Consider the following 18,833-nt stretch of genomic DNA (forward strand, 5'->3'; position numbering starts at 1 on the left):
TTTCTTAAACCTAAAATCTTACAGCCATGAACTTAACGCAAGACATGCACCGGATCGAGCACTGGGCTGATGCACACCATCCGGTTTGGGTAGATTTTGTGCGCATGGCACTCGGTATCTTTTTATTCGTAAAAGGTGTCATGTTTATTCAGGATACGGAGGCACTGCAAAGCATCATGCGCAACAGCCAGTTTCAATGGGTATCACTCGGAATAGCACACTATGTGGCTTTCGTTCATCTGGTAGGTGGCTTATTGATCGCGATGGGCCTGATCACGAGAGTAGCTATTCTTTTTCAACTCCCCATTCTGTTGGGCGCTGTGTTATTCATTAATCCGCAGCGGGGCTTCTACTCTGAGAACACGGAACTTTGGTCTTCCATCATTGTCCTGCTTTTACTCGTCTTCTTTTTGGTATGGGGCTCAGGCAGACTGTCAATTGACCACCTCATCCGCAAACCTCAGAAAGACTGGCTCTACTAACTTATTCATTTATTTTACATGGCGCAGCAGCTGTCTAGTAAGTTGCTGCTATGCCCCTCTTTATCTGTTAAGGCACATTTCGCAACAAATAATCAGATTTTAAATTAACGTGTTATAACGTTTAAATAGTAGTTTTGTGCGTATACACGAAGCGCAAGTTCCGAAGGCGGAGCGCACCCAAATAAACTATTGAAAAATGCTGTGGCAGGCAGTCCAAAGCCTCCTGTCACACAACACTGATATTTACATGACGCAACGGTTCCTGACCCTGAACGGGAAGAAATTCTATTATGACGAAATAGCCGCCTATTCTTTCCGGAACAGCATTCCGCTGAACGGCTACGAAGCCAAGACCCTCGAATTTTGCCGCGACTGGCTAACCGGGGTGCAGGAATTTCCGATACAGACATCCGGCTCCACGGGTACACCCAAACTGATCACGCTATCGCGCCGCCAAATGGAAATAAGCGCCCGCCGCACCGTGCAGTTATTGGGACTGCAGCCCAATGAGCGCATGCTGATATGCCTTAACACAGAGTATATTGCCGGCATGATGATGCTAGTGCGCGGTCTGTTGACGGAGATGCAAATGACAGTGGTGGAGCCCGTTGGAAATCCCCTAGCCCTAGTGCCTGAAGGAGAACAGTATGATTTCTCCTCCTTTGTGCCGATGCAGTTACAGACCATCCTGCAGGAAAGCCCGCAGGCCGTAGAGCAGCTGAACCACATGAAGGCCATATTGGTAGGCGGAGCACCCGTCGGATTTTCACTTCAACGCGAACTGCAGCGACTGCAAGTGCCCACATACCATACCTATGGCATGACCGAAACAGCCTCGCACATCGCCCTGCGCCTGCTCAACGGTCCCGATGCCGCCGAATATTATGAAACCATAGAGGGCGTTACAATCGGACAGGATAACCGGGGTTGCCTTACCATCAAAGCCGATATTACGGAAAACGAAACGCTGGTTACTAATGACATTGTGGAGATCCTCACACCTACCCGCTTCCGCTGGATAGGGCGCGCGGACAATACCATCAACACAGGGGGCGTGAAAGTGCAGACAGAGGTGGTAGAGGTCGCTGTATCAGAGGCGCTGGCCGAGCTGGAGCAGGCACCACGCTTCTTTGTGGCCTCCCAGCCAGATGAATTGCTAGGGGAGAAGGTGATTCTGGTACTGGAGGGCAAGCAACTGCCTGAGGAAGCCGAACAGCAGGTAATGGAGAAAATGCGCGGTCTTTTGCGCAAGTTTGAAATGCCAAAAGACATTTACTACAGCCCGGCTTTCTCTGAAACGGGAACCGGCAAAGTGTCCCGATTACGAACGATGCAGAAACTCGGATTGGAGACAGATTAAAACAGGTATAGCAAGATCGCGTAGTAGGGTAAAACAAACCACTTTACTATGCGATTCATATATTCCCTTTCACTTCTTATATTGACCGCTCTGGCACTGCAAGGCTGCAGTGGCGGACTATTTACTTCCAGAGCCCCTGTGACCCTCACCGAAGCGTGGGCCACTGACAATACCCTGCGTACCCCGGAGTCTGTGGTATACGACCGTGAGCGCAACGTGCTCTACGTCTCTAACATCAACCAAAGTAGCAAAGATCGTAAAGATGGCGATGGCTTTATCTCGCGCCTCAGCCCTAATGGCGATATTGAACAATTGTACTGGGTTTCAGGCCTGAATGATCCCAAAGGGATGGCCCTGCAAAACAACATACTCTATGTGGCCGATATGGATGAGATTATTGCCATTGCCACCCAAACTGGCGCCGTACTTGCACGCCACAAAGCAGACAAGTCCCAAATGCTCAATGACGTGACCGTTGACAATGCCGGCAATGTATATGTGTCTGATTCACGACAGGGCGCTATTTACCTTTTCAGAAACGGCCGGGTCACTCACTGGCTCGACACGAAGCGCGAACGTCCCAACGGTCTGCTCTATGACAACAACCGCATAATCGTGGCATCCTTCAACTCAGGTGCTGTGCGATTTTTGGATACTGAGCGAAAAGAATTCACGGACTGGACAGACAAGATTCCATCGGCAGACGGTATAGCGAGGGTAGGTGCGGATGGTTACATGGTAAGTAACTGGAACGGCGAGATTTACTATGTGAACAATGCCGGCAAAAATTGGAAAGTGCTTGACACCAAAAGCCAAAAGATCAACACGGCTGATATTTTTTATGATGAGCAGAACCAACTGCTGTACGTTCCCACCTTCTATGACAACCGCGTGATAGCTTATCGGGTGGCATTCTAAAAATTGCACTGATTTTTTAGAATTATTTTACGTCTTATAAAATTTGGCCCAGATTATGTATATATCCCAGTATACGTAACTGTACTGGAGATAAATTATGAAGATGAAACAAACGTACTTACTGGCCGGTGCAATGCTGCTGGCTGGTTTTAGCGCCACGGCACAGGAAAGTTCAACCCAGCTCCCTGTAGAACAAGAACAACTTGATTCAACTAAATCCGACACGCTCGCCCGTATGGAAACCCTGTCGGGCATATTTCTGAACCCCACCAAAAAAGGCACTTTTGTGCTGGACTTTTCTCAGGAACTGAAGGAAGACGCCAAACTAGAAATAAAAAACAAGGCGGGTAAAACTGTTTACCAGAAACCAGTGAGCATTGCCAAAAACCAAAAGGCTTGGAAATTCGACTTGGGTAAACTTCGCCCGGATGTTTATTTGGTGGAAGTAAAGACCTCAGACACGACTTACTGGACTAAGTTCAAGATCGGGAAGTAAGTTTACAAAAAGATCTATACCTCAAAAAGAGCGGGCCCTTGCAGATATTTTGCAAGGGCCCGCTCTTTTTGTATTTACCTAAACCCTATACCTGACTCCATTGCTGCACCACATGATATAGCAGCGAAGCGGCGAGTTTGGCAGTGCGGCTATCTACATCCAGTGCCGGATTAAGTTCTACTACATCCAAGGTGAGTAGTTTGCCACTGCTGATGATTTCCTGCAGCAGAATCAGTGCAATCTCTGGGTGTATACCCAAAGCAGCCGGGGCACTCACGCCCGGCGCATAGGCCGCCGCAAAAACATCCAAATCGATGCTCACATACAGCACATCCACAAGCGCCATGAACTGCTGCAACTTCTCGCGCAATGCTTCATAATTATATACCTGCATGGCGGGAGCGAGCACATAATCACCCCCATATTCCTTTGCGGTGTTAAAGAGCTTTTGCGTGTTGCCGTACTGCTGTATACCTAGGCACAAGTAATTGAACTCCCGGTTGTCTTCTATCAAATCGTCGGCGATTTGCAGAAAAGGCGTGCCGGAACTGGGTTGTTTCTCGTAGCTGCGGAGGTCGAAGTGGGCGTCGAAATTAATGATACCCAACTGCTTATCAGCAGGCAGCGCTTGCTTTACGCCCAAAAAGTGACCATAAGCTGTTTCGTGTCCGCCGCCGAGGATGATGGTTTTATAGGTGTTGGTCAGCAAGGCATGTACCTTTTTCCCGAGCTGCTTCTGCGCCTCTTCTAGGTTTTGGTTAGTGCAGTACACATCGCCGGCGTCGAACAAAGCGGTGTCATCCTCCAAGTGCCATGCAAACGAAGCCATGGCCTGTCGTAAGGCTGCCGGCCCTTGCACGGCTCCTTCCCTCCCCTGATTCCGCCGTACGCCTTCGTCGCAGCAGAAACCCAGAAATGCAATGGCTTGGTCCGCATTAGCAGGTTCGGCTCCCTCACTTAGGTTGAGGAGTTTTATACCTTGATGCCAACGCTTGCCTTCTTCACCATCTGTAGCGTCTACTCTGCCTTTCCAAGTGCCGGGTTCTGTGGGTTTGTACATGGGGGTTGAATGGTTGATGGTTGAGTTGTAAAATAGTTTATCTGGGAATGATTGCCACTTCGCTGATTATCTCGAGGGACACATCGTGCGAGCGTTTTCGTTAGCGCTAAAAACTATACCTCCTTACCCTGCTTCCATACCTTGCTTGGCTTCAGTTTGCCTTGCTGGTAAAGAATTTCCCTGTAATTATCAGTCCGGAAGGCTATCAGATCGGCCAGTTGGCCTTTTGCAATTGTTCCCCGATCAGACAGGTTGAGTGCTTTGGCTGCACGAATGGTTATACCTGCCAGTGTTTCGGCAGAGGTCAGTTTTTCGGCTGCTCCGAGCAAAGCAGCTTGCAGCAATAGATCACCCATTGGCGCAGAGCCCGGATTCCAGTCGGTTGCGATGGCGAGACAGAGGCCTCCGTCAAGCATTTTCCGAGCCGGGGCATAGTGCATTCCCAAACCTAGCGAGGCACCAGGCAAAACCACGGCGACCACACCTGCGTTTCGCATCAATTCTATTTCTTCGTCACCGCTAGCCTCTAAGTGATCGGCACTCACGGCCCCAATTTCTGCCGCAATGCGACTGCCGCCTGTGCTAAACTGATCAGCATGGACTGTAATATCAAAGCCCATCTCTTTGGCGGCCGATAGGTACTCCAGCGAGTTTTCTTCGTTAAAGGCCGTATCTTCAATAAAAATATCCACCCGATTGGCCAGTCCCTGCTCCTTTATCTGTGGCAACAGCTGTGTTACCACTTCCTGCAGGTATAGCCGCGAGTCAGTGTGCTCCGGTGGACGCATGTGAGCAGCCAGACAGGTAGGTATAAGCTCCAACGCATGGTGTTTGTTTACGAGCTTAATTGCCTCCAGCATTTTCAGTTCCTCTTCGGTGGTCAGGCCATAGCCACTTTTTACTTCGCAGGTGGTCACGCCTTCTGCCAAATGGCGGTCACAGCGCTTCTTGAGAAGATCCACTAACTCTACCATACTGGCTTCGCGGGTTTTGCGCACGCTGTCTAGTATACCTCCCCCGTTGCGGGCAATCTCCAGATATGATTTCCCGGCAACCCGCATGGCGTAGTCGTTAGCACGAGAACCGGCGAAGCAGATGTGAGTGTGGGCATCTATCAGGCCGGGCAAAAGCACCATGGGCTCTTCTATTTTCTGCAAGGGATAGCCCTCTTCCTGCGTGATTTTCAGCAGTTTGTCGTACTGCTCTACCAATATAATGTGGCCATCATGTACCAGTACGCCGGCATTTTCGATCAACTCAAGTTCTTCATCCTCAATCGGTCCAGCCTCCGGTAGTCCGTCCATCGTTACTAGCTGTTTAAAGGGGCCGATTAGGGTATGGTTGTTTTCCTGTTCCATAGTTTTAAAATGCAGCAGTTATACCTACTGGTTATACGTTTTCTTCCCCTTAGCACGCTGTTAGGTTCTTTTGAAATATCCAACAGAAGGTGAGACACAAACCTCCCCTTGTGGACATTGAGAACATGAGTCAGAAACTTGCAAGAGTCGTTCACTGAGGGGTGTTAATATCTGCCAAATAACTTTAGCTACCTGCTATGCACCTCTATTGACCGTTGCTCGCAATCCTATAGTTCCCGCTTTAAGCTGACCTCAAGGGGATACTTCTTTTTTAGAAACTAACAGTCCTACCCAAAAAGCAGGATAGGGCTGTTAGATTAGTTTACAAGTTCAATCCAAATTTCTCGGCGTTGGCCTGTGCGGTTTCATAACCTGCATCGGCGTGACGGAAGATGCCCAAGGCCGGGTCGTTGTGCAGCACGCGACTCAGGCAGCGGTCGGCACGCTCGGTACCGTCTGCCAGAATCACCATACCGGCATGCTGTGAGTAACCAATCCCCACACCACCGCCATGGTGGAAGGAAACCCATGTAGCACCGCCCGCCGTGTTCGACATCAGGTTGAGCAGTGGCCAGTCCGACACCGCGTCGGAGCCGTCGAGCATGCCCTCGGTTTCGCGGTAAGGAGAGGCCACAGAACCGCAGTCAAGATGGTCGCGGCCTATCACGATAGGTGCTTTTACTTTTCCCTCACGCACGAGCTGGTTGAACATGAGACCTGCTTTTTCGCGCTCACCCATACCCAGCCAGCAAATGCGGCATGGCAGTCCTTGGAATGCGACTTTCTCCTCGGCCTCGTCCAGCCATTTGATCATGTGCGTGTTCTCCGGGAAAAGCTGTTTTAGGGCCTCATCGGTTACACGGATATCCTCCGGATCACCGGAAAGCGCCGCCCAACGGAAAGGTCCTTTGCCTTCGCAGAAAAGCGGGCGCATGTACTCCGGCACAAAGCCCGGTATGTTGAAGGCATTCGGCTCACCTCCCTGTTGTGCAAACTCGCGCAGGTTGTTGCCATAGTCGAAGGTGCGGCTGCCGCGGCGTTGCAACTCCAGCATAAAGTGCACGTGGCGGGCCATACTCTTAAGCGAGCGGGCTTTGTATTCCTGCGGATCGCTTTCGCGCAGTGCCTTGGCTTCCTCCAGTGTCAGACCGTTTGGCACATAGCCGTTGATCGGGTCGTGGGCAGAGGTTTGGTCAGTGAGGATTTCCGGGGTGATATTATCATTGATCAGCTTCTCCAGCACATCGCCTATATCGCCTACCAGACCGATTGAAATGGCCTCGCCTTTTTCCTTAGCTTCAAGCGCCCATCGCTTAGCCTCTTCGTAGTCATAGGTCATCTTGTCGATGTAGCGGGTTTCGAGACGCTTTTTGATGCGCTCCGGATCCACATCCACGCCCAAGAAAGTTGCGCCTGCGATGGTGGCGGCCAGCGGCTGCGCTCCGCCCATACCGCCAAGACCGCCCGTTACGAGCAGTTTGTGGCGCAGGTCGTCGTCGAAGTGGATTCTACCGCAGGCCGCAAATGTTTCGTAAGTACCCTGCAGGATGCCCTGCGTACCGATATAGATCCAGCTGCCGGCTGTCATCTGTCCGTACATCATCAAGCCACGGGCACGGAGTTCGTTGAAGTGCTCCCAAGTCGCCCAATGCGGTACAAGGTTGGAGTTGGCAATCAGCACACGCGGCGCCTCGGCATGCGTACGCACTTTGCCCACCGGTTTGCCCGACTGCACGAGTAGACTCTCGTCTTCTTCCAGATTCAGCAGCACTTCGATTATCTTCTGAGCATCGGCCACTGTGCGGGCCGCCTGACCTATACCACCGTATACCACAAGTCGGCTCGGGTCCTCGGCTACCTCGTCGGTGAGGTTGTTGAGAAACATGCGCAGAGCAGCCTCGCACTGCCAGTTTCTGGCGTTCAGTACAGGTCCGGTTGGTGGAATATAAGTCGGGTGGTTGGCGTATTTCTGGATAAACTCGCTCACAGACAGGCCAGAGCGTTTCACAGTTTCAGGGGCAGTTGCGTTATTCATAGGGGCTATAGTCAAATATTTCTGTTCAATATTCTTAAAAAAAGAGCAAAAAGGATAGAAAAATCATGCTTAATTTCAGCCCCATACCCATTGTCTCACCATTGTCTGAACAACAGTTCTTATGTTTCATATTCCCCTCAACACCCTCCGCGCCCAGTTCGGCGACATCGACATCTACCTGTTCGACCAGTTACTGAAAGGCCGCATCCAGAAAGGTATGCAGCTGCTGGACGCCGGTTGCGGTGCAGGCCGGAATATTGCCTATCTAATGCAGGCCGGTGTGCAGGTCTACGGGGCGGATATTTCGGCAGAAGCGATCGAGAAAACGCGAGAGCTGGCAGCAGAACTCGCTCCTACCCTCCCGGCCAAAAATTTTGTTGTAACTGATCTGGATGCCTTGCCATTTCAGGATGATAAATATGACGTGGTGCTGTGCAGTGCCGTGCTGCATTTTGCCCGAAGTGAGGAACATTTCAAGGGCATAGTACAAGAACTCTGGCGTGTACTCAAACCGGGCGGCATGCTCTTCGCCCGTTTAAGCACCACCATCGGATTGGAAAATAAACTGCAGCAAGTGGATGGCCGGTTTTACCGGATGTCGCACGGGCCGGTATGGTTTCTGGCAAATGAAAAGCTGGTTGTGGAATTGGAAAAGGAGTTAAGGTTAGAAAGGCTGGAGCCATTGAAGACAGTGTTGGTGGAACAGGAACGAGCGATGACGACGTGGATAGTAAAAAAAGCCCCCTCCTGTTATTAGGAGGGGGTTGGGAAGGTTACTTCTCACTCAACAAGCCCATTGACTTTACCAGATTGACAAACTCAATCCGATAACCTTCTTCATCTTTCCCTCGGGCGTTCTTCGCCAGTTCCAATACCATCGGGAATGAGGCATTGCCTTTATGCTCAGAATCACGGAGTAGCATACCGCAGGCAGCCACAGCTGCTGAGAAGCGGAAGTTATCGGAGGTCTGGGTGGCAGGTATAGCCTGACCGCTTACTGTGGTGGTCATCAACCTGCTCGTCTCACCGTCCGGCTCTTTGTAGCGAAGCTTCATGGTCAGCATTTCATCTGTTCTTTTAGCTTTCGGGTCGATACTTGTCTTCTGGTACTTTAGTGCATCCACGCTTCCCGCCTGCGATTCAGATTCAGCTCCAACAGGCACAATTTCATAAAGGGCGGTGACGGTGTGACCAGAGCCCATGTCGCCGGCGTCTTTCTTGTCGTCATTGAACTCTTCGTTGGCCAGTGCCCGGTTTTCGTAGCCGATCAGGCGATAGGCTTTTACTTTGACAGGGTTGAACTCGAGTTGCAATTTCACGTCTTTGGCAATGGTGAAGAGCGTACCGCCGAACTCGTTCACAAACACTTTCTGCGCTTCCCGGATGTTGTCGATGTAGGCGTAGTTACCGTTCCCTTTGTTGGCTAGTTGCTCCATGCGGGAGTCTTTAAAGTTGCCGGTGCCGAATCCCAACACAGTCAGAAACACGCCGGTTTCCCGCTTCCTCTCGATCAGGCGCTGCAGTTCACTGTCGCTGCTCACACCTATGTTGAAGTCACCGTCCGATGCCAGGATCACACGGTTGTTGCCGCCTTTTACAAAGTTATCTTCCGCTACTTTGTAGGCTAAATTTATACCTGCCCCACCAGCCGTTGAACCGCCTGCTTCAAGCTTATCCAGGGCTTCGATAATCTTCTTCTTTTCTTTTCCGGATGTGGAGGGCAGCACCAGTCCCGCCGCGCCGGCATAGACTACCATGGACACCTGATCCTGCGGACGTAGCTCATCCACTAACAGCTTGAGCCCGGCTTTTACAAGTGGCAGTTTGTCAGGCGAGAACATGGAGCCGGATACATCTATCAGGAACACCAGATTAGATGCCGGCAATTGATCCGTGGGAACACGCTTGCCCTGCAAGCCGATGTGCAGCAGTTGGTTGTTCTTGTTCCAAGGACAGGCTGAAAGTTCTGTTATCACCGAGAATGGCTCATCACCGGTTGGCTGCGGATAGTCGTAATTAAAATAGTTGACCATCTCCTCAATTCGTACAGCATCGGCAGGCGGGCGCTGGCCCTGATTCAGGAAGCGGCGCACATTGCTGTAAGAGGCGTTATCCACGTCGATGGAGAAAGTGGAAAGGGGATTTTTCTGAGCATCTAGAAAAGAATTTTCTTTGATGAAGTCGTAGTTCTCGGTATTGTGCACCAGCGGAGCCGCATCAAAGACAGGCGCTGGCACATATACTTCGCTATCCATATGTTTTCTTCCAGAGAAAACACCTGCAACTCTTCCTGCCAGTGCCCGGGGTAGACTTTGTTCTACCACAATCACTTCGTGCAGTTGCCGATTATCCAGCTGCAGTTTCACATCTAATACTTCCTGCTTTCCTACTTTTATTTCCTGTGTCATGTAGCCGATGAATCGGAACACCAGCACGGCATTGTCATTAGGTATAGACAGACTGTATTTGCCGTGTTGGTCGGTAGAGGTGCCTTTGGAGGTGCCTTTGATTAGGATGCTCACGCCGGGCAGCGGACTGCCATCGGCAACATCTGTAACAGTGCCGGTGATGGTACGGCTTTGAGCAGTTGCAGTCAGCCCGAACAGCAGCAGGGCGAAAAGCAGGAAGAGGTTCTTTTTCATGGCTATTATGTTTTGGTTTCCGACATGATGCCACCTCCACAGGCTTTCCATAAAATTTTCAGAATATTTTTCTTTTCTTTAGAAAATCATTCCCGGCACATGCTCCCTTTCTTCATCAAGCTCTTCACTAACGCCAAGCCGCCTCCCGACGATCAGGAGTTGGTGCGCTTGTATAAGGAGACGGGCGATCTGGAGCATTTGGGAGAATTGTTTCAGCGCCATTCCAAACTCGTATACCTTGTCTGCCAGAAATACCTGCAGGACCCAGAGGAAAGTAAAGATGCTACCATGCAGCTGTTTGAGCATGTTTCGAAAGCACTTCTGCAGCACGAGGTCAGCAATTTCAAAAGTTGGCTGCACGTGACCACCCGGAACTATTGTCTGATGCAGCTGCGGGCCAACAAGCACAAAAAATCGGTGCCGCTTTCGGATAATGCCCCGCCTGTTATGGAAAACCCGGAGCCCTTGCATCCTACTCACGCAGAGGAATCTGAGAAAATGGAACAGGCTTTGCACGCGGCTTTGAAGGAGCTGCCACCGCAACAGCGGGAGTGCGTGGAGCTGTTTTATCTGCAGCAAAAGAGTTACAAAGAGATCAGCGCCCTCACAGGTTGCGATTTGAATAAAGTGAAAAGCTACATCCAGAACGGAAAGCGAAACCTGAAAATAATCATGGAGAAAAACCATGCAGCCAGATAAGCAACATATCTTATGGGAACAGGGCGACCACCCTTCCTTGGAACTGCTGGAGCAGTACCATGAAGGCACTTTGCCCGAAGCCCTACACCACCAGTTGGAGCGCCACCTGCTAGACTGCGACCTGTGCTCGGATGTGTTGGAGGGACTGACTGTATCGGATGCCGCCCAAACCGAAGAACATGTGCGGGACATCAACCGCCATATTACCGCCAAAACCCGCCGACAGCAGCGCAAGCCGGTGCCGCTATACCTCACTGATTGGAAAGTAGCTGCAGTGTTGGCCATGGTGTTGCTTTCCACGATCGTTGTGTTCTATTACAACTACCAGCAAGTAAGCGAACAGCAAGGTATAGCCGCACAGCAGGAAAAAGCGATTCAGGAGGCGATGGATCTGGGCGAGAAAGCAGAGGAGTCAGCTATACCTGAAACCATAGCGGATGCCAAACCAGACACGGTTCGTCCAGCTACGATAGCAGCTGTCACAAAACCCAGAAGGCTTCGTACACCACGTGCTCGTACAAGTTCGCCTGTTCGCGAAGCAGAAGCCTTACTAGCAGATGATATTGAAGAGGTAGAAGTTGAAATTGATGCAGCTGATCTCACGGAATCTATACCTGAACGAATCGTAACAGCACAACCTGATAAATTGGCTGAGGTGACGGTACCGCCACCTCCTCAGCGTAACACACTGCAACCTGAAAGCACCTACGTGGCTAAGGCTTTGCAAGCAAGAGTAGCGGGAGTGCAGGTACAAAGAAGCAAAGAACTTGGGCCGAATCAGGTACAGGGGAAAGTGATTGATCAGGATGGTACTCCGCTGCCGGGTGTTTCTGTTGTGGTGAAAGGCACGACACAGGGCGTAGCAACCGATAAACAGGGCAATTTCGTGCTGACCTTGCCTAATGAGAAGGCAACTTTGGTTTTTCGGTTCATTGGCTATCAAACAAGAGAAACAGGAGTATACGCTGGTACCGATCCGATCACCATGGATTTGGCCTTAGATACAAAGTCTTTGAGCGAAGTAGTCGTCACCCGGCAATACAGCTCCAATCCTGCTCCTGTTGTATCGGCTAAACCAGCAACTGGCAGCAGAGCCTATCGAAAATATCTGGAGGAAAACCTGCGCTATACTCCAGACATGGCAAAAGGCCGTGTGGTGGTGCGGGCAACGGTAACGACAAGCGGATCACTTGAGAATCTGGAAGTAGTTCGTAGTCTTTGCACAGCATGTGACGACGAAGCCATGCGCCTTGTGGCACAGGGTCCAAAGTGGGAACCCGCTACGCAGGATGGGCACAAAATAGAGCAGCGGGTAAGGATCGTCGTGCGCTTCAGGCCTAAAAAATCAAAAAAATGAAAGACTTGGTAAGATCAGAATGGGAAGCGCTCTGCCGCAGCTATACCTCAGACGAGTCGTTAATCAGGCAGCTGTGGGATGAACTGGAAAAGGCTTATACCGCTAAAGACAGACATTACCACAACCTCAAGCATATCGCCTACATGTTGGAACTAGCCGATAGGTATGAGTTGGAGTCGCCACGACAGGACCTGTTGTACTTCGCCATTTTTTACCATGACATCGTGTATAAAGCGACCCGGTCAGATAACGAAGAAAAAAGTGCCGCAATCGCTGCAGAGCGCCTGCACCGGCTCGGTATACCTGAGGCCGACCTACTGCTTTTGAAAGAAATGATCATCGCCACAAAAGCACATCTTACACATACCGATGAACTAGTCAACTTGCTGCTCGATTTAGACCTCGCCATACTGGGGGCAGACGCAGAGCGCTATGACAGGTATAGCCAAGGTGTGCGAAAAGAGTACAGTATTTATCCTGACCTGATCTACAAACCCGGCAGACGTAAGGTGCTGCAGCATTTCCTTTCGCAAGATCACATCTACAAGACTCCAGCATTTCAGGAGGCTTTCGATGAAAAAGCGAGAGCGAATCTGAAACGTGAGTTAGAAAAATACAGCTGAAAAAAAAAGCCCCTTCTGTAAGTAGAAGGGGCTTTTTAATGGAGCGATCGTCCTCACTAGTGACTTGCTGTCATGTCCCATAGCGTTTCTGGAAGAAGCCCTTATTTAGAAGAATTGTCCCCTTGAGGGGACTGCAGGGGTGTAAAGCTACGGAGCGGATCTCTTTTCCAGCAAAAACTGGTGAATCTGCAGGTGTAAACACCCCTATAATCCCCTCAAGGGGATAGTTTAGTACTACGATTGGTGCTGTTCATCCCAAAAAGGCCGAATCTTAAAAAGATATGGAACAAAATAAGGCGAGAACGCCCCGAATCAAGTCCGGGATCTTCGACTCGCGCCATATGTACTATTCCTGTTGTAAGCTTACAAACTCGCCATATCGATCACAAACCTATACTTCACATCGCTACGGAGCATGCGTTCGTAGGCATCGTTGATATCTTCCATTTTAATCAGCTCGATGTCAGCAGTGATGTCGTGTTCAGCGCAGAAGTCCAACATTTCCTGTGTCTCCGGTATACCGCCGATCATAGAGCCAACCAATCGTTTACGACGCGCGATCAAGCTAAACCCTGCTACTGTCGAAGGCTCGGGTGGCGCTCCCAACAGAATCATGGTACCGTCTCTTTTCAGCATGGACAGGTATAAGTTATAGTCATGCGGAGCGGATACGGTGTCAATGATAAAATCAAATGAATTGCGCAGCTGCTTGAGCGTGGCATCATCTTTCGTCACTGCGAATTTGTGGGCTCCCAAGTCCAGCGCATCCTGTTTCTTGTTTGGTGAGGTGCTCAGCACCGTAACATCAGCACCTTTGGCAGCGGCGATTTTTACGGCCATGTGGCCCAGTCCGCCGAGTCCTACAATACCTACCCGGTGCCCCTCGCCTATCTTCCACTGCATGATGGGCGAATAGGTGGTGATGCCAGCGCAAAGCAAGGGAGCAGTTTTGGCCAAATCCAGCTTCTCGGATACTTTTAAGGTATAGTTTTCGTCCACCACAATTTGGCTCGAATAGCCACCGTAGGTGATGGTCTTGTTATCGCGTTCGTAGCTGTTGTAGGTGCCCACATTGTGCACTTCGCAATACTGCTCCAAGCCCTCTTTGCAGCTGTCACAGGTACGGCAGGAGTCCACAAAGCAGCCCACCCCGGCGAGGTCGCCTTCCTTGAATTTCTTAACGGCAGACCCTACTTTGCTCACCACGCCCACAATTTCGTGACCGGGCACCATCGGGTACATGGCACCGCCCCATTCGTCGCGGATCTGGTGCAGGTCGGAGTGGCACACGCCACAGTATTTGATATCGATCAGCACGTCATGCTCCCCCACCTCGCGGCGCTCCAGACTGAAAGGCCCGAGCGGACTGGTAGGATCGAATGCGGCATAAGCTTTTGCTTGAATCATAGATTTAAGTTAAGAATTAATAATCAGGAATTGTAAGGTATAACCGGCGCCCCTTCAATTAGATTTTTAAAAACAGATTTTTTTATCGGTCAGGTGAAAGAGGTACACTTGCGTCTCATTTCTAAGTTTGAATTCCAAATTTGTAATTTGGCGTAGCGCTTATTACACATTACAACCTGTTCATAAAAAAATTGGCTGGGACTCCTCTTACATCCGGCTTAACGGCGAATATACCGCCGCTCTGGGGATATTTCTGCAACAGGTCATTGTCCAAGCCGTCGCGGGCGGTGGTTATGTAGAGGGTGTCGAGTCGTTCTCCGCCGAAGGCACAGGAGGTAGTATGTGGTGCTGGTACGTTCACTTTATGCAGCATCTCCCCAGTTTCCGGATCCCAGCAGCCTACGCCGCTTCCACCGTAAAGCGCTATCCATAAATTACCGTGCTCGTCAATGGTCATGCCATCAGGTTTGCCCTCCCAATCAGGTATAGACAAAACTTCTCGCTCCTTTCGAATGGCTCCGGTTTCTTGGTCGTAAGCGAAGGCCTGCACCTTGCGTGTAGGCGTATCAATAAGGTACATGGTTTTATGGTCGGCCGTCCAGACGATGCCATTGGAAACAGAGAGATTGTCGAGCACCTGCTTGATGCTGCCGTCCTGCTCCATCCGGTAAAGTACCGCCGCCCCCTCCCTCGAGTCGAGTGCCATGGTACCTACCCAAAACCTACCGGCAGGGTCGCATTTACCGTCATTGAACCGGATGTCGTCCACTTTAATGGGGTTTACAACACTTTTCAATTCTCCGGTTTCTGTGTCAATAAAGTGAATACCGTTCTGCAGAGCGACCAGTGCCCCGCCATTTACCACAGGAACTACAGTGCCCACCCGTTCCTCAACGGGCCATACCTTGTCCTCTTCGGTGGCAGGGTCATAGAGATGCAGCATACGCCCTTCGATGTCTACCCAGTACAGGCGTTTTTCGGCAGGGTGCCAGATGGCACCTTCACCCAGCGTTGCCTTGGCGTCGAGCACCAATGCTGCCTCCATTTCACTGTAGTTTTTGGCTTTCCTCATAAAGGTATGGCTAGCTTTAGGTTCAGGTATAAAAAACTGTCCCTATACCTGCTCGGGTATAGGGACAGCCTGTATCATCAGACTATTTGCGTAGTGAGAGGATGTACCGCGCCATTTCCTTGGCGTCCCCTTCGCTTACGTTCGGATGTGGCGGCATCGGGATCTGGCCCCACACACCGGCACCACCCTGAATGATCTTCCCGGCAAGGTAGTCCACGTTCTTGTCATTGAATTCGTACTTTTGGGCTACCTCCTCATAAGACGGCCCTACTACTTTCTGGTCTACCTTATGACAGGCCAAACAGTCCGATCCGGCGATCAGCTTTTCGCCTTTGACATACTTTGCTGACAAGACCTCTTTTTGTTCTCCGGCCTCACTGCCTGTACCCGGTCCGGTTGGTGTGCCGGCTGGCGTGGTCTGCACATCCTGTGTGGCTCCCCCCTCAGGTGGTGTGGTGGCCGGGCGAGGCGGCTGTGGCCGCGAAGCCACTGCCGTGGTGTCTGGCTGATAATCCCGGTCGTAATAACGCTCATACTCTGACTTCTGCTCATTGCCACAGGCGGTCAGCAGCGCAAAGGCTGAAATAGCCATCAGTATCTTTTTCATAGTTGGGGTTTTTGTTTGTTCTAATTGCTGCGCTTAAAGTATGCTGTTTGTGCGTATTTGAAGCGCTTAGAGAATATGTACTGACCTGAGCGCTTAAAGTTTTCCGTTTTGCAGTGGAGCGTATCCTTATATACTTCCAGCTATATTTTCCGGTTTCTATTTTTGAAATGTGTAACTTAAGCCTTCATACCCTACGACAAGCTATACCTTACATCATGATTTCAACCAGTAAAAACTGCTTTCTGCTTTTGCTCCTGCTGTCATTCATAACTTATGGCAGCACACTCGCCCAGAACCTTCCCAGCATTTCCTCCAAAACCGCGGGAATGAAGAAATTTTCAGGCTTTTACCCCTTCTATTGGGACGAGCAAAACGGCAAAATATGGCTCGAGGTTGACAAGTTTGAGCAGGATTTCCTGTATGTGAACTCACTGCCGGGCGGATTGGGCTCCAACGACATTGGGCTCGACAGAGGACAGCTGGGTGGACAGCGTATCGTTTCATTTAAAAGAGTCGGCCCCAAAGTACTGCTCGTGCAGCCTAACCTGCGCTACAGGGCTATTACGGACAATCAAAATGAGGCCCGTGCCGTGGAGGAGTCTTTTGCCCAATCGGTGATCTGGGGCTTTAAAGCAGAAGCTACCGAGGGGCAGAAAGTTTTGGTCGACGCTACGGACTTTCTCCTGCGCGACGCACACGATGCGATCGGCAGTATCAGGCGCGCGGGCCAAGGCACCTACCGCCTCGATGCCAGCCGCTCGGCGCTATACCTGCCACGCACCAAGAACTTCCCTAAGAACACGGAGTTTGAATCGACCCTCACTTTTACGAGTGACAACGGCGGGTTTACTGTGCGCAGCGTAGCACCAGACGAACAGGCTGTTACCCTGCGCCAGCACCACTCTTTTATTCAACTGCCCGACAACAACTACACCCCACGCGAGGCTGATCCCCGAGCTGGTTTTTTTGGCATCTCCTACTATGACTACGCCACGCCGGTAAACGAAAGCATTGAGAAGCGCTACATCGCCCGTCACCGATTGCAAAAGAAGAATCCCACTGCCAAGGTATCGGAAGCTGTTAAACCGATTATATATTACGTCGATAATGGGGCTCCGGAGCCAATCCGCTCTGCTTTGCTGGACGGCGCCCGCTGGTGGAATCAGGCATTTGAGGCGGCCGGGTATAAGGATGCCTTTCGGGTAGAGGTACTACCTGACACCGCCGACCCGATGGACGTGCGCTACAATATGATACAATGGGTGCACCGCAGTACCCGCGGCTGGTCGTATGGTGCTTCTGTTATCGATCCGCGCACAGGCGAGATTATCAAAGGCCATGTCTCACTGGGGTCCCTCCGTGTGCGACAGGATTACCTGATTGCGGAGGGATTGCTTGCTCCTTATGAGGATGGGAAACCTGCCAGCAGTGCCATGATGGAAATGGCGTTGGCCCGCATCAGGCAGTTGTCGGCGCACGAACTGGGCCATACGCTGGGCATCATGCACAATTACGACGCCAACAACAATGCTTCTGTGATGGATTATCCGCACCCGCAAGTGAAGCTGGACCGGGCTGGAAAACTTGATCTGACGAATGCCTACGGCACTGCCATAGGTGAATGGGATAAGCTGGCAGTGGCCTATGGTTACCAAGATTTTCCGAAAGGTACCAACGAAAAGAAAGCGCTGGATGAATTGCTGGCACAGGGCCGCTCTCGCGGTCTGACCTTTATCTCAGACTCGGACGCCCGTTCACCCGGTGGCGCGCACCCAACGGCACACCTGTGGGACAATGGCACCAATGCACCAGACGAGCTGCTTCGCGTGCTCGAGGTACGCCAAAAAGCCCTGCAGAACTTCTCTGAAAAGAACATAAAGCCGAACTCCCCCATGAGCACCTTGGAGAACGTGCTGGTACCAATTTACAACTTCCACCGCTACCAAACAGAAGCCGCCGTCAAACTGATCGGTGGCATGCGCTATACCTACGCCCTGCGCGGTGATAAGCAGCTCGTAACCGAAGTGCTCGACAAAAGGGAGCAACAAAAAGCCCTCGATGCCATGCTCAAGACAATCTCGCCGGAGGTGCTCACCCTGCCGGAGAACATCATCTCCCTGATACCGCCGCGTGTTCCGGGCTTTAGTAATAACCGAGAGCTTTTCTCGAAACGCACCGGTCTCACTTTCGATCCGCTGGCTGCTGCAGAGGCCTCGGCTGATTTTTCACTTTCGTTTTTGCTGCACCCGGAGCGAGCATCCCGTTTGGTAGAGTTTGGCGCGCGCCATAACACCCTTGCTTTGCAGGATGTCACAAGGCAGCTCATAGACCAGACGTGGAAAAGCCGACGCCAGAACGGGTTAGCCGCACAGGTGCAGTTGCAAACCGAACAGGTTGTGCTGACGCACCTGATGGCTTTGGCGCAAAACGAAAATGCTTCTTTTCAGGCCCGAGCCGTTGCCGCCAGCGCCTTAGCTGACATTAAACAGCACGCCACCAGCCAAGCCAAGCGCACCCGCGATGACGGGTATAAAGCGCACCTTGATTTTGCGCTGGCGAGAATCGAAAATCCAGAAGAGATCAAACCAACCAAAGCGCTTGACTTGCCACCGGGAGCCCCGATTGGGGATGGCGTTTTTGGCTGTAACTAGAGTGCCCTTTGCAAGATAAAACAGTCCGCCCCTGCCAGATCAGTTCTGGCAGGGGCGGACTGTTTT

16 protein-coding genes are annotated in these 18,833 nt (G+C 51.2%); 9 read left to right on the plus strand and 7 right to left on the minus strand.

Translation table 11 applies throughout. From position 1 onward, the window contains the following. Window positions 1-26 precede the first annotated feature (26 nt). The 4 genes from Q1A04_RS02640 to Q1A04_RS02655 all read left to right on the plus strand — a co-directional run bounded on the left by Q1A04_RS02640 (window position 27) and on the right by Q1A04_RS02655 (window position 3,256). The gene (locus Q1A04_RS02640) at window positions 27-482 is read left to right on the plus strand and encodes a DoxX family protein (protein WP_299700819.1); all 456 of its coding nucleotides are present in this window, start codon (window positions 27-29) and stop codon (window positions 480-482) included. 247 nt (window positions 483-729) lie between these two features. After that, the gene (locus Q1A04_RS02645) at window positions 730-1,842 is read left to right on the plus strand and encodes an AMP-binding protein (RefSeq protein WP_299700821.1); all 1,113 of its coding nucleotides are present in this window, start codon (window positions 730-732) and stop codon (window positions 1,840-1,842) included. Window positions 1,843-1,890: 48 nt separating this feature from the next. After that, window positions 1,891-2,760, plus strand: coding sequence for an SMP-30/gluconolactonase/LRE family protein (locus Q1A04_RS02650; protein WP_299700824.1), 870 nt, complete (start codon window positions 1,891-1,893; stop codon window positions 2,758-2,760). 97 nt (window positions 2,761-2,857) lie between these two features. Continuing rightward, window positions 2,858-3,256 (plus strand): T9SS type A sorting domain-containing protein, encoded by a 399-nt coding sequence (locus Q1A04_RS02655; protein ID WP_299700827.1) that lies wholly within the window; start codon window positions 2,858-2,860, stop codon window positions 3,254-3,256. A gap of 85 nt (window positions 3,257-3,341) precedes the next feature. Here the strand turns inward: Q1A04_RS02655 and hutG are convergent, their stop codons facing one another. From hutG to hutU, 3 genes are all read right to left on the minus strand, one after another. Beyond that, window positions 3,342-4,316 carry a formimidoylglutamase gene (gene hutG, locus Q1A04_RS02660; protein ID WP_299700829.1) on the minus strand — a complete coding sequence of 325 codons (975 nt, stop codon included), beginning with the start codon at window positions 4,314-4,316 and terminating at the stop codon, window positions 3,342-3,344. 113 nt (window positions 4,317-4,429) lie between these two features. Then, a complete protein-coding gene (gene hutI / locus Q1A04_RS02665) occupies window positions 4,430-5,674 on the minus strand; it encodes an imidazolonepropionase (RefSeq protein WP_299700831.1) in 1,245 nt (414 codons plus the stop codon). 322 nt (window positions 5,675-5,996) lie between these two features. Beyond that, window positions 5,997-7,709: a urocanate hydratase gene (hutU, locus tag Q1A04_RS02670; protein WP_299700834.1), complete on the minus strand. Its 1,713-nt coding sequence runs from the start codon at window positions 7,707-7,709 to the stop codon at window positions 5,997-5,999. A gap of 121 nt (window positions 7,710-7,830) precedes the next feature. Here hutU and Q1A04_RS02675 point away from each other — a divergent pair, with 121 nt between their 5' ends. Continuing rightward, window positions 7,831-8,466, plus strand: a complete 636-nt coding sequence (locus Q1A04_RS02675) for a bifunctional 2-polyprenyl-6-hydroxyphenol methylase/3-demethylubiquinol 3-O-methyltransferase UbiG (protein ID WP_299700837.1) — start codon at window positions 7,831-7,833, stop codon at window positions 8,464-8,466. Window positions 8,467-8,482: 16 nt separating this feature from the next. Here the strand turns inward: Q1A04_RS02675 and Q1A04_RS02680 are convergent, their stop codons facing one another. Next, window positions 8,483-10,351, minus strand: coding sequence for a von Willebrand factor type A domain-containing protein (locus tag Q1A04_RS02680; RefSeq protein WP_299700840.1), 1,869 nt, complete (start codon window positions 10,349-10,351; stop codon window positions 8,483-8,485). Window positions 10,352-10,450: 99 nt separating this feature from the next. On the opposite strand from Q1A04_RS02680, the gene Q1A04_RS02685 reads away from it, so the two are divergent. The 3 genes from Q1A04_RS02685 to Q1A04_RS02695 are packed head-to-tail and all read left to right on the plus strand — an operon-like array spanning window position 10,451 to window position 13,030. Further along, window positions 10,451-11,050 (plus strand): sigma-70 family RNA polymerase sigma factor, encoded by a 600-nt coding sequence (locus Q1A04_RS02685; RefSeq protein ID WP_299700843.1) that lies wholly within the window; start codon window positions 10,451-10,453, stop codon window positions 11,048-11,050. Next, window positions 11,037-12,407, plus strand: a complete 1,371-nt coding sequence (locus tag Q1A04_RS02690; protein ID WP_299700846.1) for a TonB family protein — start codon at window positions 11,037-11,039, stop codon at window positions 12,405-12,407. Before Q1A04_RS02685 ends, Q1A04_RS02690 begins: the two co-directional genes overlap by 14 nt. Continuing rightward, window positions 12,404-13,030, plus strand: a complete 627-nt coding sequence (locus Q1A04_RS02695; protein WP_299700849.1) for a hypothetical protein — start codon at window positions 12,404-12,406, stop codon at window positions 13,028-13,030. Before Q1A04_RS02690 ends, Q1A04_RS02695 begins: the two co-directional genes overlap by 4 nt. Before the next feature lie 363 nt (window positions 13,031-13,393). Here the strand turns inward: Q1A04_RS02695 and Q1A04_RS02700 are convergent, their stop codons facing one another. From Q1A04_RS02700 to Q1A04_RS02710, 3 genes are all read right to left on the minus strand, one after another. Further along, window positions 13,394-14,437, minus strand: coding sequence for an NAD(P)-dependent alcohol dehydrogenase (locus Q1A04_RS02700; RefSeq protein WP_299700852.1), 1,044 nt, complete (start codon window positions 14,435-14,437; stop codon window positions 13,394-13,396). A 169-nt stretch (window positions 14,438-14,606) separates the two neighbouring features. Further along, the gene (locus Q1A04_RS02705) at window positions 14,607-15,509 is read right to left on the minus strand and encodes an SMP-30/gluconolactonase/LRE family protein (protein ID WP_299700855.1); all 903 of its coding nucleotides are present in this window, start codon (window positions 15,507-15,509) and stop codon (window positions 14,607-14,609) included. An 82-nt stretch (window positions 15,510-15,591) separates the two neighbouring features. Beyond that, window positions 15,592-16,116 (minus strand): c-type cytochrome, encoded by a 525-nt coding sequence (locus Q1A04_RS02710; RefSeq protein WP_299700859.1) that lies wholly within the window; start codon window positions 16,114-16,116, stop codon window positions 15,592-15,594. Window positions 16,117-16,442: 326 nt separating this feature from the next. Between Q1A04_RS02710 and Q1A04_RS02715 the strand changes: the two genes are divergently transcribed. Continuing rightward, the gene (locus tag Q1A04_RS02715) at window positions 16,443-18,767 is read left to right on the plus strand and encodes a zinc-dependent metalloprotease (RefSeq protein ID WP_299700862.1); all 2,325 of its coding nucleotides are present in this window, start codon (window positions 16,443-16,445) and stop codon (window positions 18,765-18,767) included. Window positions 18,768-18,833 lie beyond the last annotated feature (66 nt).

This window comes from uncultured Pontibacter sp. (assembly GCF_947499215.1).
Lineage (GTDB): Bacteria > Bacteroidota > Bacteroidia > Cytophagales > Hymenobacteraceae > Pontibacter.